19 protein-coding genes are annotated in these 14,434 nt (G+C 27.2%); 16 read left to right on the top strand and 3 right to left on the bottom strand.

Translation table 11 applies throughout. The features are described 5' to 3' along the window. Window positions 1-77 precede the first annotated feature (77 nt). From ACTTAV_RS04285 to ACTTAV_RS04295, 3 genes are read left to right on the top strand one after another with little or no spacing between them, the layout of a single operon-like run. Complete coding sequence (locus ACTTAV_RS04285; protein ID WP_440670450.1) at window positions 78-443, top strand: Fur family transcriptional regulator; 366 nt, start codon at window positions 78-80, stop codon at window positions 441-443. Then, window positions 443-907, top strand: coding sequence for a hypothetical protein (locus tag ACTTAV_RS04290; RefSeq protein ID WP_440670451.1), 465 nt, complete (start codon window positions 443-445; stop codon window positions 905-907). The genes ACTTAV_RS04285 and ACTTAV_RS04290 overlap by 1 nt, the downstream gene beginning before the upstream one ends. 14 nt (window positions 908-921) lie before the next feature. Further along, entirely contained in the window at window positions 922-1,920 is a 999-nt protein-coding gene (locus tag ACTTAV_RS04295) for an Ldh family oxidoreductase (RefSeq protein WP_440670452.1), read from the top strand. On the opposite strand, the gene xth is transcribed toward ACTTAV_RS04295, so the two are convergent. Next, on the bottom strand, window positions 1,912-2,688 hold the full coding sequence (gene xth, locus ACTTAV_RS04300) for an exodeoxyribonuclease III (protein ID WP_440670453.1): 777 nt from the start codon (window positions 2,686-2,688) through the stop codon (window positions 1,912-1,914). The genes ACTTAV_RS04295 and xth overlap by 9 nt on opposite strands. Continuing rightward, window positions 2,688-3,005 (bottom strand): HesB/IscA family protein, encoded by a 318-nt coding sequence (locus ACTTAV_RS04305; RefSeq protein ID WP_440670455.1) that lies wholly within the window; start codon window positions 3,003-3,005, stop codon window positions 2,688-2,690. Before ACTTAV_RS04305 ends, xth begins: the two co-directional genes overlap by 1 nt. 50 nt (window positions 3,006-3,055) lie before the next feature. Between ACTTAV_RS04305 and ACTTAV_RS04310 the strand changes: the two genes are divergently transcribed. The 13 genes from ACTTAV_RS04310 to secF are packed head-to-tail and all read left to right on the top strand — an operon-like array spanning window position 3,056 to window position 13,835. Beyond that, a complete protein-coding gene (locus ACTTAV_RS04310; RefSeq protein WP_440670456.1) occupies window positions 3,056-4,174 on the top strand; it encodes a deoxyguanosinetriphosphate triphosphohydrolase in 1,119 nt (372 codons plus the stop codon). Continuing rightward, entirely contained in the window at window positions 4,171-5,904 is a 1,734-nt protein-coding gene (gene argS / locus ACTTAV_RS04315; RefSeq protein WP_440670458.1) for an arginine--tRNA ligase, read from the top strand. Before ACTTAV_RS04310 ends, argS begins: the two co-directional genes overlap by 4 nt. Beyond that, window positions 5,904-6,167, top strand: a complete 264-nt coding sequence (locus tag ACTTAV_RS04320; protein ID WP_440670459.1) for a hypothetical protein — start codon at window positions 5,904-5,906, stop codon at window positions 6,165-6,167. The genes argS and ACTTAV_RS04320 overlap by 1 nt, the downstream gene beginning before the upstream one ends. Further along, a complete protein-coding gene (locus ACTTAV_RS04325; protein WP_440670460.1) occupies window positions 6,160-7,107 on the top strand; it encodes a glycoside hydrolase family 3 N-terminal domain-containing protein in 948 nt (315 codons plus the stop codon). The genes ACTTAV_RS04320 and ACTTAV_RS04325 overlap by 8 nt, the downstream gene beginning before the upstream one ends. A gap of 9 nt (window positions 7,108-7,116) precedes the next feature. Further along, window positions 7,117-7,857, top strand: a complete 741-nt coding sequence (locus ACTTAV_RS04330) for a segregation and condensation protein A (RefSeq protein WP_440670461.1) — start codon at window positions 7,117-7,119, stop codon at window positions 7,855-7,857. Beyond that, window positions 7,854-8,555 carry an SMC-Scp complex subunit ScpB gene (scpB, locus tag ACTTAV_RS04335; RefSeq protein ID WP_440670462.1) on the top strand — a complete coding sequence of 234 codons (702 nt, stop codon included), beginning with the start codon at window positions 7,854-7,856 and terminating at the stop codon, window positions 8,553-8,555. The genes ACTTAV_RS04330 and scpB overlap by 4 nt, the downstream gene beginning before the upstream one ends. A gap of 50 nt (window positions 8,556-8,605) precedes the next feature. Next, the gene (tatA, locus tag ACTTAV_RS04340) at window positions 8,606-8,806 is read left to right on the top strand and encodes a twin-arginine translocase TatA/TatE family subunit (RefSeq protein WP_440670463.1); all 201 of its coding nucleotides are present in this window, start codon (window positions 8,606-8,608) and stop codon (window positions 8,804-8,806) included. 5 nt (window positions 8,807-8,811) lie between these two features. After that, a complete protein-coding gene (tatB, locus tag ACTTAV_RS04345; RefSeq protein WP_440670464.1) occupies window positions 8,812-9,024 on the top strand; it encodes a Sec-independent protein translocase protein TatB in 213 nt (70 codons plus the stop codon). Continuing rightward, window positions 9,014-9,784 (top strand): twin-arginine translocase subunit TatC, encoded by a 771-nt coding sequence (gene tatC / locus ACTTAV_RS04350; protein ID WP_440670465.1) that lies wholly within the window; start codon window positions 9,014-9,016, stop codon window positions 9,782-9,784. The genes tatB and tatC overlap by 11 nt, the downstream gene beginning before the upstream one ends. Further along, complete coding sequence (serS, locus tag ACTTAV_RS04355; RefSeq protein WP_440670467.1) at window positions 9,777-11,036, top strand: serine--tRNA ligase; 1,260 nt, start codon at window positions 9,777-9,779, stop codon at window positions 11,034-11,036. Before tatC ends, serS begins: the two co-directional genes overlap by 8 nt. A gap of 54 nt (window positions 11,037-11,090) precedes the next feature. Further along, the gene (gene yajC / locus ACTTAV_RS04360; RefSeq protein ID WP_440670468.1) at window positions 11,091-11,378 is read left to right on the top strand and encodes a preprotein translocase subunit YajC; all 288 of its coding nucleotides are present in this window, start codon (window positions 11,091-11,093) and stop codon (window positions 11,376-11,378) included. Window positions 11,379-11,393: 15 nt separating this feature from the next. Continuing rightward, entirely contained in the window at window positions 11,394-12,947 is a 1,554-nt protein-coding gene (gene secD / locus ACTTAV_RS04365; RefSeq protein ID WP_440670469.1) for a protein translocase subunit SecD, read from the top strand. Continuing rightward, window positions 12,948-13,835, top strand: a complete 888-nt coding sequence (gene secF, locus ACTTAV_RS04370) for a protein translocase subunit SecF (protein ID WP_440670470.1) — start codon at window positions 12,948-12,950, stop codon at window positions 13,833-13,835. Here secF and ACTTAV_RS04375 read toward each other — a convergent pair. Next, window positions 13,832-14,434 (bottom strand): urate hydroxylase PuuD, encoded by a 603-nt coding sequence (locus tag ACTTAV_RS04375; RefSeq protein WP_440671030.1) that lies wholly within the window; start codon window positions 14,432-14,434, stop codon window positions 13,832-13,834. The two genes, secF and ACTTAV_RS04375, sit on opposite strands and share 4 nt — an antisense overlap.

Here is a 14,434-nt window from a genome sequence, read left to right on the forward strand (position 1 = left end):
CTATTTTTAGAATTAATTTGCAGCATTTATTATATCATTTTTCTTGACTTATTGTTGTGATGTTATAACATAACATTATGTCAAATAAGGAATTAGTCTTTAATATTATTAAAAAATCTTCAAAGCATTTAACTGCTTATGAGATACTAGATAAGCTTCAAAAGGTTAAAAAAACACAACCTATGACAGTTTACAGAGCTCTTGATAGCCTAATAGAAGAAGAAAGAATTCATAAATCTAATCAAACAAAAACTTTTATGCTGTGCAATCATTTACATTCAAAAAATCACAGTACAGCAATCGCCATATGTAAAAAATGTGGAGATACAGAGGAGTTAAAATCTAGTCTTTTTGAAAGTTTATTTAAAAAAAACAACGTAAAAAAATATGATTTTAATACATTTAACATGGAAGTTTTAACTACTTGTAAGGAGTGCAATTAATGAAAAAAATAAGTTTTTTAACTTTAACAATGTGTATTTTTAGTTTTACATTTGTTAGAGCAGCAGAGGGTCATTCACATGAATTACCAGAGTTTCTTCACTTTATGGAAGAACTAATAGAAGAACATAGCATTTTAAGAGGAGCAACTTTTGGCTTTATTCACACATTAATACCCTTAATTGGATTTTATACTGGTTGGAGTATCAATAGATTTCTTAAAATTATCTCTAATGGAGCGATTGCTGGTATAGTTGGAATAGTTTTAGCTCACATCATTGCAGATTTTATAGCAGCTTTAGCCGACCCAGATTTACAAAGTGCTGCATATGGAATTGTTATTGGTGGTTTCCTTCCATTATTGGCAGTTCCTTTTTTAGAAAAATATGTCACTAAGAGCAAATATCATACAGTTGTTGGTGACCACGAAGATCTAAAAAAAGATTTGAAAAGAAAACATAGATAGTATTTAATGTAAGGGTGAGTACGGTTTCCCTAACATTAGATGAAATATTTGATTTAGCTAAAAAGACTTTATTAGCTAATGGATGTGATGAAGAAACAGCATCTATTCTATCAGATTTAATTAGAAATGCTGAACGTGATGGGTCTTTATCTCACGGATTATTTAGATTACCTGCGTATGTAAGTGGTTTAAAAAGTGGAAAAATAAATGGTAAAGGAAAGCCAGAAGTTAAAAAGATTTCAGCATCAGTAATTAAAGTTCAAGGTAATAATTGTTTGGCACCTGTTGTTTTAAATAAGGGTTTACCTGAATTAGCAAAAGCAGCAAAAGAAAATGGTGTTGCAGTCCTTGCGATCAATAATTCTCATCACATGGCAGCGATGTGGCCTGAAACAGAAAAATTAGCTGAAGAAGGTCTAGTTGCTTTTGCCTGCACATCATACAAGCCTGCAGTAGCACCTGCTGGTGCAATTAAACCATTGTTTGGAACAAATCCTATTTCATTTGCATGGCCTAGACCTGGAAAAACTCCAGTGGTTTATGATATGGCGACTGCATCAATGGCAATGGGTGAAGTTCAAGTTGCTAAAAGAGAAGGACACAAAGTTCCATTAGGAACTGGTTTAACTAAAGATGGTAAAGAGACAACTGATCCAGGAGCAATAGCAGATGGAGGTGTATTACTTCCTTTCGGAGGTTACAAAGGTTCAGCAATAGCGATGATGGTTGAGTTAATGGCTGGTGCTTTAGTTGGTGACAATTTTAGTTTTGAAACAGCTGCAAAAGATAATAATGATGGTGGCCCACCAAGTGGAGGAGAATTTATTATTGCCATTTCACCTGATAAAACTTCTGGTACTAATTGGCAAAAACATGCTGATGAATTTTTCGATAAGATGAAATCTTTTGATGGAGTTAGACTTCCAGGTGAAAGAAGACACAAAAATAGATTAGACAAAGGTCCTCGAAATATTAACGAAGAGTTAGTAAATAAAATAAAATCTTTAAGCTAAAGTTATCTCAATAGGAGTGTGGTCTGAAGGTTTTTCACGACCTCTTGGATCTTTATTAATGTTTATACTTTTAACTTGATCAATTAAAGAATTTGAAACTAAGAAGTGATCAATTCTCATACCATTATTTTTTTGCCAAGCACCTCTCATGTAATCCCAAAAAGTATATCCTTCTTTAGTTTCATTAAAATGTCTATAAACATCATTAAACCCTAAATTAATCATCTCTCGTAACTTTTTTCTTATTTCTAATCTAAATAAAGCATCATCCTCAAAGCTTTTTGGATTATAAACATCCTCAGCAGCTGGAATGATATTAAAATCACCTGCAAGAATGATATTCGGATTTTTTTTATTTAGTGACTTTAATTGTTTAATTAAATCATCAAGCCACTTTTTTTTATAATCATATTTTTCAGTATCAACAGGATTACCATTGGGTGTGTAAATATTTATTAATTGAATAATCTTTTTCTTATATTCTAATTCAGCTGAAATTATTCTAGATTGTTTTAACTTATCTTTGATTAAATCTGTTCTAATATTTTTTAATTTTCCTTTAGAAATAATAGCAACACCATTGTAGCTTTTTTGGCCAAATACATGACTTTCGTAATCCATTCCTGAAAAATCATCGTATGGAAAGTTTACATCTTCTGTTTTAATTTCCTGCATCATTACAATGTCTGGCTTATATTTTAAAAGATAGCTTTTAATATTTTCAATACGAGCTCGAACCGAGTTTACATTCCAAGAGGAAATAATCATTAAAGAGAGAAAGAAACACCACAACCACAAGAAGATTTAGTTTGTGGGTTAGTGATTTTGAATTGTTCACCAATTAATTCTGAAACATAGTCAACTTCTGATCCTTTTAGAAGATCGGCAGAAGTTTTATCAATTAGTATATTTTCGAAATTCAAATCATCTACAGCTTTTTCTTTGTCAAAAGTAAATTCATATTGAAAACCTGAGCAACCACCACCTTTAATAGCGATTCTAAAAAAAGATCCTTTATCTTTTTTAGATAATAAAACATTGATCTGTTTTAAAGCTTTATCAGTAAATTTAATTTCTTTAATCATAATTGAACACTGGTATTACTAATATAATACTTAATAATTTATTTTAAAGGATGAAAAAATACTCAAAGTTAGGTTTATTCAAAAGCAAAGGAAGAATTTATAAGGAATCTTTGTCCAAATACCGATCTCCTTTTCAAAGAGATAGAGATCGTATAATTCACAGCGCATCTTTTAGAAGACTTAAACATAAAACACAGGTTTTTGTTAATACAGAGGGTGATCATTATAGAACAAGAATAACTCATTCTATGGAGGTTGCTCAAATAGCAAGATCAATAACACGTTATCTAAATTTAAATGAAGATTTGGCCGAAACTTTGAGTCTCTCGCATGATTTAGGTCACACACCATTTGGTCATGCTGGCGAAGATGCATTAAATGACTGTATGAGCGAGTATGGCGGTTTTGACCACAACCTTCAAACTTTGAGAATTGTAATGTTTCTAGAAAATAAATATTTAAGATTTAATGGTTTAAATCTTACAATTGAAACATTGGAAGGTTTGTTGAAACATAATGGACCTGTAGATGATTTGGATTTAGTAAATAATCTCATAGGAATTACCAAGTTCAAAAATATGATTAATTTCAATACTTATCCTTCTCTAGAAGCACAAATTTCAGCTATATCTGATGATATTGCTTACAATAATCACGATATACAAGATGGAATAAAAGCAAATCTATTTAAGTTAGAAGAGTTAGTTGAAATAGACTTTTTTAAAGATATTTACATTAAATATAGAAAAAAAATTAATAAAAAAAATTATAAAATAGCAACTTATCAAATAATTAGAGACTCAATCGATTTAATGATTAAAGATTTAATTGGAAATACAATGAAAAATATAGTTCAAAATAAAATTAGAACGACAAAAGATATATTTAAATCAGATTTTCCAATAGTTGATTTTTCTGATAAAATTAAAAATTCTGAAAGTGAAATAAGATATTTTTTAAAATCAAAAATGTATAATAATAAAGATGTTTTGGCCAAAAATAATAAAGGCAAAGCAATAATTAAGTATTTGTTTAACAAAATAATTAAAAATCCAAGAAAATTTCTTACAAAAGAACAATTATCAAAAGATAAATATAGAGCGGTTTCAGATTTTATATCTGGAATGACTGATAGATATGCAATAAATCTTTATACAAATATCAAATGAATATTTTTGATCAATACATAGATAGATTAAAAAAAATCCTTACAGATTTATCCAAAAAAGGAACTATTTCTTTGCCAGATAAGTTAGATGGTATAACTGCTGAAATCCCTCCAGAAAAATTTAATTGTGATATTTCAACAAATATTGCGATGGTTATATCAAAAATAAATAAAAAACCTCCAATACAATTAGCAGAGATTTTAGTTGATGAATTAAAAAAAAATGACAAATTAATAAAAGATATATCTGTAGTAAAACCAGGTTTTATAAATATTAAATTTCAACCAATATTTTGGTCAAATTTTATTCAAGATATAATTAAAAATTCAAAAACTTTTGGAATAAATACAAAGGAAAAAAAGAAAAATTATTTAGTTGAATTTGTTTCAGCTAATCCCACAGGACCATTACATGTTGGTCATTGTAGAGGAGCAATATTAGGTGATGTTATTGCAAATGTTTTATCTTTTAACAATCACAAAGTTACAAAAGAATATTATGTAAATGACTATGGAAATCAAATTATAAATTTTACAAAATCTGTTTACTTTAGAATAAGAGAAATAAAATTTAATGAACCTTTTCCATCTGATAATGAGGACTTATATCCTGGTGAATATCTAATTGATTTTGCCAATAATATTGTTTCTTCTAATAATGAAATTGATTTTAGCAATTTTGATAATATTTCAGATAAATTAACAGTTCTATCAATTGAAGAAGCTTTAAAATTAATTAAAAAGAATCTTAATAGCCTTGGTATTGTTCATGATAATTTTGTTAGTGAAAAAAAATTAGTTTTGAATAAAGAGGTTGAAAATGTAATAGATTATTTGCAAAAAAATAATTTTGTTTATAAGGGTAAAATAAAAGCACCTGCTGGTGAAGATGCCTCGAGTTGGGTTGAAAGAGAACAATTACTATTTAAATCTACTGATTTTGGTGATGATAAAGATAGAGCTTTACAAAAATCTGATGGTGCATGGACTTATTTTGCAAGTGATGTTGCTTATCACAAAAATAAATTAGATAGAAATTTTGATTATTTAATTAATATTTTAGGTGCTGATCATGCAGGTTACATAAAAAGAATTTCATCCTCTGTTGAGGCAATATCAAAATCAAAAGATAAACTTGTTTGTAAAGTCAGTCAGTTAGTAAAACTTATTAAAGATAAAAAACCTTTCAAAATGTCTAAAAGAAAAGGTGATTATATAACAGTTGATGATTTGATAAATGAAGTTGGAAAGGATGCTACAAGATTTATTATGTTGAATAGAAGTAGCGATGTAGAATTAGATTTTGATTTTGACAATGTTATTGAAAAATCAAAAGATAACCCACTTTATTACGTTCAATATTGTTATGCTAGAATTGCTTCAGTTTTTAGACACTTAGAATTAAACTTGAGTTCAGATATTGAAATTAAAAAATTTGATTTTCAATATTCAGAAGATGAAATAAAGATACTAAAAAAAATTTCTGAGTGGCCTAAATGCATTGAGTCTGCGAGTAATAAACTTGAGCCTCATAGAATTCCAACTTATTTGTATGAATTGGCTTCTTTATTTCATTCATACTGGAATTTAGGAAAAGATAACCCAGAAAAAAGATTTATAAATAATGATAAAAAAATAACTAATGATAAATTAGTTTTCTTAAAAGCAATATCAAATGTTGTAAAATCTGGGATGGATATTGTTGGAGTTAATGTTCCTGAAAAAATGTAATGTTTAAAGAAATTAAATATTCAATATATGTATTAGCAATTATTCTTTTCATTTTTTTTACAGCTAAGTATTATTTTTCTGACAATCATAAAAAAAAATCTTTTAGAGCTTTAAATAAAATTGATGAAAAGATAAAAATTTATGCAGAAAAACTCCCAATTTTAGAAAATGATACTAAAAATATCATAGAATATGTTGAACAAACTAATAATAAAAAAAAAAAGAAATTTAACTTTTGGAAATTATTAGAAAAAAATGAATAAACGACGTGCTTTTATAATCGGGATAAAGTCCACTCAACTATTAAAAAAAGAAAAAAACTTTTTAAAAAAATATAAGCCGTGGGGTGTTATCTTGTTTACAAGAAATATAAAAAATATTGAACAAACATTTAAACTTACTTCATCAATTAGAAAGATTTTTAATGATAAAAAATATCCTATATTAATTGATCAAGAAGGGGGTAGAGTTAATAGACTAAAAAATATTATTTCTTTTGACAATCTTACATCTGAATTTTTTGGAAAAAAATACATTAAAAATATTAAAGAATTCAAATTATATTATAAATTATTTATAGATAAAACGTCGTTTTTACTTAAATCAATAGGAGTAAATGTAAATACATCTCCTGTTTTAGACTTAAGAGTAAAAGGAAGCTCTAATATAATTGGTAATAGATCTTTTTCTAAAAATCCAAAAATAGTTTCTAAGATAGGTGATTTTTGCATAGATTATTTTCATAAAAATAGTATTGGAACTGTTATGAAACATATTCCAGGTCATGGACTTGCAAAAGTAGATAGTCACAATTTTACCCCAATAATTAAAAAAAATTTAAACTATTTAAAAAAAAATGATTTTGTGCCTTTTAGAAATAAAAAAATTTTTTTTGCAATGACAGCACATATAATTTTTGAAAAAATTGATAATGAAAATACTGTAACTCACTCCAAAAAATTAATTAAATTAATAAGAAACAAAATTGGATTTAAAAACATTTTAATCTCAGATGATTTATCAATGAAAAGTCTTAAATATAGTTTAGAAAAAAATACAATTAAAACGTTTAATGCAGGTTGCAATATAGCTTTACATTGCAATGGTAATTTAAAAGAAATGGAAATTGTTGGAAAAAATGCACCATTATTAAATAAGTTTATTTTAAAAAAAACATCACAATTTTATAAAATTTTAAGCTAATATTATTTTATGATAGAAAATGATTCTGCATTTTTTAAAGTAGATATTGAAAATTATAATGGTCCTTTAGATGTTCTTTTGGATTTAGCTAAAGCTCAAAAAGTAAATTTAGAAAATATATCAATTACAAAATTAGCAGATCAATTTCATGACTTCATAACTAAAGAAAAAAATTTAAACTTAGAAATTGCCTCAGAATATTTATTAATGGCTACTTGGTTAGCTTATTTAAAATCTAAATTATTATTACCAGGTACACCAGAAGAAGAATTTAAAGTTCAAGAAGTTGCAGAAAAATTAAAACTTCAACTTAAAAAACTTGAACTGATAAGATTGTTATCTGAACAAATGTTAAAAAGAAAAAGATTAGGAAGAGAAATTAGAACCAGAGGTATGAGAGCAGGTATTAGACCAATTTATAATAGTGAATACAAAGTTAATTTATTCGAATTATTAAAGACTTATTCTACAATAATTATGACTAAAGATTTTCAGAAAATAAATATTCCCAAATTGCCTGTATTCACTACTGAAGAAGGGATAAAAACTATAAGAGATTTTTTTGGTAAATTAATAGACTGGAAAAAACTGGATGATCTGATTCCAAAAAATTTTAAGAAGGGAACTAAATATAAAAGAACTGGCAAGGCCGGAATATTTGCAGGTTCTTTAGAATTAGTGAAAGAAGGTAATTTGAGTATTAAACAAGATAACTTATTTGATGATATTTATATAAAAGAGAACAAATGATAAAAAAAAAAATTAAAAAAAAAGACAATATAATAAATTTTCCAACAAAACTATCTTCCATTGAAAAAGAAATTGAAGGTATAGTTTTTGCTGCAGCCGAACCCTTAGATATTGAAACTATTGAAAATAAAATTTCTAAAAAAACTGATGTAGAAAAGATACTATTAAAACTTCAATCAGAATATTCAGACCGTGGAATAAATTTAGTTTGTATTTCCAAAAAATGGTCATTTAGAACTTCACCAAATTTATCAAATTTGATGACACAGGAAAAAACTGTCGAAAAGAAATTATCAAGAGCAGCAATCGAAACTCTTGCAATTATTGTTTATCATCAACCAGTTACGAGAGCTGAAATTGAAGAAATAAGAGGGGTTGCTTTTGGAACAAATACTTTAGAGATATTAATGGAGTTAAACTGGGTCAAACCAGGAGGAAGAAAAAATGTTCCTGGTAAACCCATTCAATATATAACAACAGATGATTTTTTAAGTCATTTTAACTTACAAAAACTCTCCGATTTGCCAACTGTAGATGAACTAGGTGCAGCTGGTTTAATTGATAGTACAAATATAGATAACGCCATTTTTGGTACAGGTAAATTCTATAAAGAAAAGCAAGACGACAAAAAAGAAGACATTTATTCAAATATTGATGAAATGCTTAATAGTACTCTTGATTCAGAAGAAGAAAAATAAAACATCATATTTGACTTTTAAATCATTAATAAAAAGGTTATAACTTTTTCATGAGCATTGGAATTTGGCAAATAGCAATTGTTGTAATACTAGTAGTATTATTATTTGGTAGAGGTAAAATATCTAGTTTAATGGGTGACGTTGCTAAAGGAATTAAGAGTTTTAAAAAAGGAATGGCATCAGATGTGACTGATGACAACGAACCTAAAAATCTTTCCGACGATAATCAAGATACAAACAAAAAAGAATAAATCACATGCCTACTATTGGTTGGTTTGAGATTTTAATAGTGGTTGCGATAGCTATTGTAGTTCTTGGACCAAAAGACTTTCCTATTATGTTGAAAAAAGTTGGTTCTTGGATTGGCACAACAAAAAAATATATAAACAATATTCAAAATGAAGTTTCAAATATTGATCTTGAAGACAATAAAATAGAAAAAAAAGAAGAAAATAAAGATGAATCATGATGAAAATGAAAGTGGCTTTGTAAGTCATTTAGCAGAATTAAGAAAAAGACTGATTAATAGTTTTATATTTTTGATTATTTTTTTTGTAGTTTGTTATTTTTTTGCAGAACATTTATATGGATTTTTGGTAGAGCCTTTTGCTAAAGCTGTAAAGGATGATGGATCAGACAGAAGATTAATTTTTACTGCACTACAAGAAACATTTTTAACATATTTAAAAGTTTCTTTTTTTACAGCTTTTTTTGTTACGTGTCCTTATATCTTAATGCAAATTTGGAAATTTATTGCCCCAGGTCTTTATAAACACGAAAAAATAGCAATTTTGCCTTATCTGGTATTAACACCAATTTTATTTTTCTTGGGTGGTATGTTGGTTTATTATCTAATAATGCCGCTAGCGATTAAGTTTTTTTTATCATTTGAAAGCAGTGGTTTGTCCACTAATTTACCAATTCAACTTGAAGCAAAAGTTAATGAATATCTTTCTTTAGTTATGAAGTTAATTTTCGCTTTTGGAATAAGTTTCCAATTACCAGTTGTTCTAAGTCTTTTAGCTAGAGTAGGTTTAGTTGATTCTGAATTTTTGAAAAAAAGGAGAAAATATGTCGTAGTTATTATATTTGCAGCTGCTGCCTTATTGACACCACCGGATCCAATTACTCAAATTGGTTTAGCAATACCATTATTAATTTTATATGAATTGTCAATTTTTTCGGTAAAATTTATAGAGAACAAAAATTTAAAAAATTCTGATGCATAATTTAAAAGAAATTAGAAAAGATTTTGATAATTTTGAAAAATCTCTTGAAAAAAGATCTGTAGATATAGATTTTAAAAAATTAAAAGATTTAGATTTTCAAAATAGAGATTTAATTCAAAAAAAAGAAACACTAGAAAAAGAAAAAAAAGATATATCAAAATCTAAAGATAAATCTTTATTTGCTAAATCTAAAGAAATTTCACAAACAATTGATGAAATTTCAGAAAAACAGAAAAAGATTAAAGATAGTTTGGAAAAAATTTTGTCAAACATACCAAATATTCCGCATAATGACGTTCCAAATGGAAAAGATGAAAATGATAATCTTGAAGTTATAAAATCAGGAAAAATACCTCAGTTTGATTTTAATCCAAAATCTCATTACGAAATTGGAGAAAATCTTAATATGCTTGATTTTGATTTAGCAACTAAGACTACAGGCTCAAGATTTGTTTTTGTAAAAAATAAATTAGCATTACTAGAGAGGGCTATTTCAAATTTTATGTTAGATATTCATATAAGTAAAAATGGTTATGAAGAAATTTCACCACCATTATTAGCTTCTGAAAATACTATGTATGGAACTGGTCAACTTCCTAAATTTGAAAATGATCAATTTGAAGTAAAATTAGATGAAGGTAGTGAAAGAAAATTTTTAATACCGACAGCAGAAGTTATTTTAACAAATATTGTTAAGGATAAGATGATAGATCTTAAATCTCTTCCTATGAGATTTGTTGCATCCACACCCTGTTTTAGAAAGGAGGCTGGTAGTTATGGTAAAGACACAAAAGGAATGATTAGACAACATCAATTTTATAAAGTTGAAATGGTTAGTATTGTTGAACAATCAAAATGTATGGAAGAATTAGAAAGAATGACTAATTGTGCAACAGGTATTTTAGATTTATTAGAGCTACCTTATAGAAAGGTAATTTTATGTAGTGGTGATATGGGTTTTAGTGCTGAAAAAACTTATGACATAGAAGTATGGCTGCCTTCAGAAAATAAATATAGAGAAATTTCATCTTGTTCTTCTTGTGGAACATTTCAAGCTGTCAGGATGAAAGCAAGATATAAAGATCAAAACAAAGAAACTGTATTTGCTGGTACACTTAATGGAAGCGGCTTAGCTGTTGGAAGAACTTTAATTGCTATTTTAGAAAATTATCAGCAAAAAGATGGTTCAGTAATAGTACCAAAGGCACTTAGACCATATATGAATAATTTAGAAAAAATTTCACTCAATTAAAGTTGTTTTAACTGTATAGATAGTATAAATATTCTTTTTTAATTAAGGAGTTTTATGGAAAGTTCAGGAATAGGTCAATTTATACCATTAATATTAATTTTTGTTATTTTTTATTTTTTCTTAATAAGACCTCAGCAAAAAAAAGTTAAAGAACACAAAGCAATGGTTGAAGGGTTAAAAAAAGGCGACAAGATTGTGACATCTGGTGGGATTACTGGAACTATCACTCGTGTTGTTGATAATGATAAAGTTGAAGTAGAAATTGCTGATAATGTTACTGTCGAAGTTATTCGAGGCACAGGTGTTCAAAGCTTAATGAATAATACAGAAGTTAAAAAATAATTTTGTTGAAATAAAGTGTTATATTTTTCAAAGTTAAGAATAATTACTATTTTTTTATTATCGCTAGTATTTATTTTAATTGCTTCATCAAATCTTTTCAATTTTGATAATAAATTTTTAAATAAAAAGATTAATCTTGGTTTAGATTTACAAGGTGGTTCATATCTTTTATTAGAAATTGATAACACACCAGTTATAGAACAAAAATTACAAAATTTAACTACAACTATTAGAAATTATTTTAAAGAAAAAAATATTAGAATAAAAAATCTTAAACTTTTAGATCAACAAATTATATTTTCGGTAGATGATGATTTTAAACAGACAATTTTAGATGAATTTAATAATCAAGAAAGTGATTTAAATCCTTATTATCCTAGGTTTAAAAAACATCAATTAGATATAATTGAAAAAGACAATATCTTTTATGTAAGTTTTTCAGATCAAGGAATTGTTAAACTTAAAACTTCATCACAGGATCAAGCTTTAGAAATAGTAAGAAGACGTATAGATGAAATTGGAACTAATGAACCTAATATTTTAAAAAGAGGTAATGATAGAATATTAGTTGAATTACCGGGATTAGACGATCCGATGAGAATAAAATCATTATTGGGTAAAACAGCTAATTTAACGTTTAGATTTGTTACTAATAATCAAGAAGATTCATTTGGCACAGAAAAACTAAAATATGCAGATACTTCCGAAGAAGCTACAGTTAGTAAAAGAATTATTTTAAGTGGAGATAACCTCTTAGATGCTCAACCAAGAATGAATAGTGAAACAAACGAGACAGTGGTTTCCTTTACACTTGATAGGGTAGGAGCTAAAAGATTTGGTAAAGCAACTTCAACTGGTATTGGTAAACAATTAGCAATAGTTCTAGATGGTAAAATAATAAGTGCTCCAGTTATAAGGGATACAATTGCTAGTGGATCAGGACAAATAAGTGGTGGATTTACTTTTCAATCAGCTACAGACCTTGCTCTACTTCTAAGATCAGGAGCATTACCTGCTCCAATGAATATAATCGAAGAGCGAACTGTAGGTCCTGATTTGGGACAAGATTCTATCAATGCTGGAATGATAGCTTTAGCGATTGGTTTTGTCCTTGTAATAATATTTATTTTTACAAAGTATAAAATATTTGGATTAATCACAAATGTAACTTTGATTATTAATTTATTTTTATTAATTGGAATCTTAACAATTTTTGAGGCCACTTTAACATTACCTGGTATAGCTGGAATAATATTAACTGTTGGTATGGCAGTAGATGCGAATGTTCTTATTTTTGAGAGAATTAAAGAAGAATTGAAAAATGAAAAGAATAATCTTATAGCTTTTGATAGTGGATACACTAAATCAAGAACAGCTATTTTAGATGCAAATATAACAACTTTGTTAGCTGCAATTATTTTATTTTTTATGGGATCTGGTCCAATAAAAGGATTTTCTTTAACGTTAGGAATTGGAATATTCACAACATTATTCTCTGTTTATTTTATAGCTAGATTATTAACTGTTTTGTACGTATCGAAAAATAAAGAGAAAGAAGGATTAATCTAGATGATTGCTTTTAATAAATATTATAACCATTTTAATATTCTATCTATAACGCTAGTTGTAGCCTCTTTATTGTTGCTTTCTTTCAAAGGTCTTAATTTTGGTATCGATTTTAAAGGTGGAACATTAATTGAGCTTAGAGCGAGTGATAATAAAATTAATGTTTCATCTTTAAGAGATAATCTTAATTCGATGAATTTGGGAGATGTTTCAGTAAAAAATTTTGGAAATAATAAAGACTTTTTAATTAAATTTGAAAATAATAGTAACAAAAATGTCATTGAAGAAATTAAAATTAATTTAGACAAATCTTTTGGTAATCAATTTGACTTTAGAAGAGTTGAAAATGTTGGACCCAAGGTAAGTGCTGAATTACTTAAATCAGGAGTAATAGCTATTTCTGTAGCTCTTTTATTAATGCTTATTTATATTTGGATAAGATTTGAGTGGCAATTTAGCTTAGGAGCTATTTTTGCTTTATTCCATGATGTGATAGTAACATTAGGTTTGTTTTCTTTGTTTGGACTTGAAATAAATTTATCTATTATTGCTGCTGTATTAACAATAGTAGGATATTCTATGAATGATACGGTAGTTATTTTTGATAGAGTTAGAGAAAATCTTAGAAAATATTCAGATATAAAAATTTATGATTTAACAAATATTTCTATAAATGAAACTTTATCTAGAACTTTAATTACCTCAATAACTACACTTTTAGCTTTATTATCAATTTTTTTCTTTGGTGGTGAAATATTAAAAGGGTTTTCTTTGGCAATGATTTTTGGAGTGGTATTTGGAACATATTCATCGATATATATAGCTAATACAGTCCTGGTGAGACTTAAAGTATCTCAAAAAACTATTTTAAGAGAAGACGAAAAAAATTAATATAAATTTTGAGCCGCTACCATTGTTAATAACATCGGTAAAGACAATAGCGTATTAGTTCTTGAAAATAACATTGCTGTTCTGGCTGATTTAGCTTTGAGTTCAGGATCACATTCAACGATACCCAATGCTCTTTTTTGATTTGGCCATATAACAAACCAAACATTAAATGCCATAATTAGCCCAAGCCACATACCTAATCCAATAGCAGTATGTTTTGGTACGCCTGAACCAATACTTAAAGTCATTGCATCATGTAAATAACCATTAAGACCAGCCAATATTAATCCTGATAAAACAGTAAAAGCTGCTGCCCATCTAAAATAAAATAATGCAGCTGGTGCAATTACTTTTCCAATTGCAGGTTTTTGTTCATCGGGAATTTTTCCCATATTAGGTATTTGAACAAAATTAAAATACCATAATAAACCAATCCACATTATACCTACAACAACATGAACATATCTTGTGAACCAGCTCCAAAAAATTCTGTCAAAACTAAATCCATCATTTTGATAAAAAAGGCCAATAAACAAAACAACAGCAATAGATAATGAAGCATGAATTGTTTTTGATAATGATGAAAGTAAATTTCCCAT

Origin of the sequence: Candidatus Pelagibacter sp. HIMB1483 (assembly GCF_052048135.1) — a bacterium.
Classification (GTDB): domain Bacteria; phylum Pseudomonadota; class Alphaproteobacteria; order Pelagibacterales; family Pelagibacteraceae; genus Pelagibacter.

Coding starts and splice junctions, on each gene's coding strand:
- yajC (WP_440670468.1), top strand. CDS start 11,091: ATGGAAAGTTCAGGAATAGGTCAATTTATACCATTAATATTAATTTTT.
- argS (WP_440670458.1), top strand. CDS start 4,171: ATGAATATTTTTGATCAATACATAGATAGATTAAAAAAAATCCTTACA.
- ACTTAV_RS04310 (WP_440670456.1), top strand. CDS start 3,056: ATGAAAAAATACTCAAAGTTAGGTTTATTCAAAAGCAAAGGAAGAATT.
- serS (WP_440670467.1), top strand. CDS start 9,777: ATGCATAATTTAAAAGAAATTAGAAAAGATTTTGATAATTTTGAAAAA.
- ACTTAV_RS04330 (WP_440670461.1), top strand. CDS start 7,117: ATGATAGAAAATGATTCTGCATTTTTTAAAGTAGATATTGAAAATTAT.
- secF (WP_440670470.1), top strand. CDS start 12,948: ATGATTGCTTTTAATAAATATTATAACCATTTTAATATTCTATCTATA.
- ACTTAV_RS04290 (WP_440670451.1), top strand. CDS start 443: ATGAAAAAAATAAGTTTTTTAACTTTAACAATGTGTATTTTTAGTTTT.
- tatA (WP_440670463.1), top strand. CDS start 8,606: ATGAGCATTGGAATTTGGCAAATAGCAATTGTTGTAATACTAGTAGTA.
- scpB (WP_440670462.1), top strand. CDS start 7,854: ATGATAAAAAAAAAAATTAAAAAAAAAGACAATATAATAAATTTTCCA.
- tatC (WP_440670465.1), top strand. CDS start 9,014: ATGAATCATGATGAAAATGAAAGTGGCTTTGTAAGTCATTTAGCAGAA.
- xth (WP_440670453.1), bottom strand. CDS start 2,688: ATGATTATTTCCTCTTGGAATGTAAACTCGGTTCGAGCTCGTATTGAA.
- ACTTAV_RS04285 (WP_440670450.1), top strand. CDS start 78: ATGTCAAATAAGGAATTAGTCTTTAATATTATTAAAAAATCTTCAAAG.
- ACTTAV_RS04325 (WP_440670460.1), top strand. CDS start 6,160: ATGAATAAACGACGTGCTTTTATAATCGGGATAAAGTCCACTCAACTA.
- ACTTAV_RS04375 (WP_440671030.1), bottom strand. CDS start 14,434: ATGGGAAATTTACTTTCATCATTATCAAAAACAATTCATGCTTCATTA.
- tatB (WP_440670464.1), top strand. CDS start 8,812: ATGCCTACTATTGGTTGGTTTGAGATTTTAATAGTGGTTGCGATAGCT.
- ACTTAV_RS04305 (WP_440670455.1), bottom strand. CDS start 3,005: ATGATTAAAGAAATTAAATTTACTGATAAAGCTTTAAAACAGATCAAT.
- ACTTAV_RS04320 (WP_440670459.1), top strand. CDS start 5,904: ATGTTTAAAGAAATTAAATATTCAATATATGTATTAGCAATTATTCTT.